Origin of the sequence: Afifella sp. IM 167 (genome assembly GCF_020144925.1) — a bacterium.
In the GTDB taxonomy this organism is placed as follows: Bacteria; Pseudomonadota; Alphaproteobacteria; order Rhizobiales; family Afifellaceae; genus Afifella.
Genome location: NZ_NSLC01000042.1, coordinates 1 through 547, shown reverse-complemented (window position 1 = coordinate 547; position 547 = coordinate 1). Strand labels below are relative to the sequence as shown.

Genomic DNA, 547 nt, shown 5'->3' with positions numbered 1-547 from the left:
ACCTGCTCCGGCGCTACCGCGAGAACGCGCGCGAGCTCTGCATCGTGAAGGCCCGGCCGTACCGCGTGCGCGGCAGCTGGGACGGCTTCACGCCGCGTGTCGGCGGCGCGCCGCCGGCCGACGGGCCGGTCGCCGCGCTGACCCGGGCTTCGATCCGGCCGGGGCAGGCGCACCGCTTCTGGCCCAACGCCGGGCCGTCGCAGGACTCGCTCGAGCGCGCCGACGGCTGCCTGCTGGCGGTCGGGCTGGGCGAGGCGCCGGTGCTGCGCCAGGCCACATTCAGCATCTGGGAGAGCGTGGCGGCGATGGACGCCTACGCCCGCACCGGCGCCCACCAGCGCGCCATCGTCGCGTCGCGCGACTTCTTCTCGGAATCGATGTTCGTGCGTTTTGCGCCGCAGTCGATCACGGGCTTCTGGAAGGGGCGCCGATATGGCTGAGGCGCTGCGCACCCACCATGTCGTCGTCGTCGGCGCCGGCATCGCCGGCCTGACGAGCGCGTTGCTGCTCGCCTGCCGCGGGCTGCAGGTGACGCTGGTCGAGAAGG

General features: G+C 73.9%; 2 protein-coding genes. Both read left to right on the top strand.

Annotated elements, in window-relative coordinates; translation table 11 throughout:
• Positions 1-440, top strand: a 440-nt coding sequence (locus CLD20_RS20050) for a hypothetical protein (protein WP_370636949.1), incomplete at its 5' end; no start/stop codon positions are given.
• On the top strand, positions 433-547 hold a 115-nt coding region (locus CLD20_RS20045; RefSeq protein WP_224408442.1), incomplete at its 3' end, for an FAD-dependent oxidoreductase. The genes CLD20_RS20050 and CLD20_RS20045, both read left to right, overlap by 8 nt.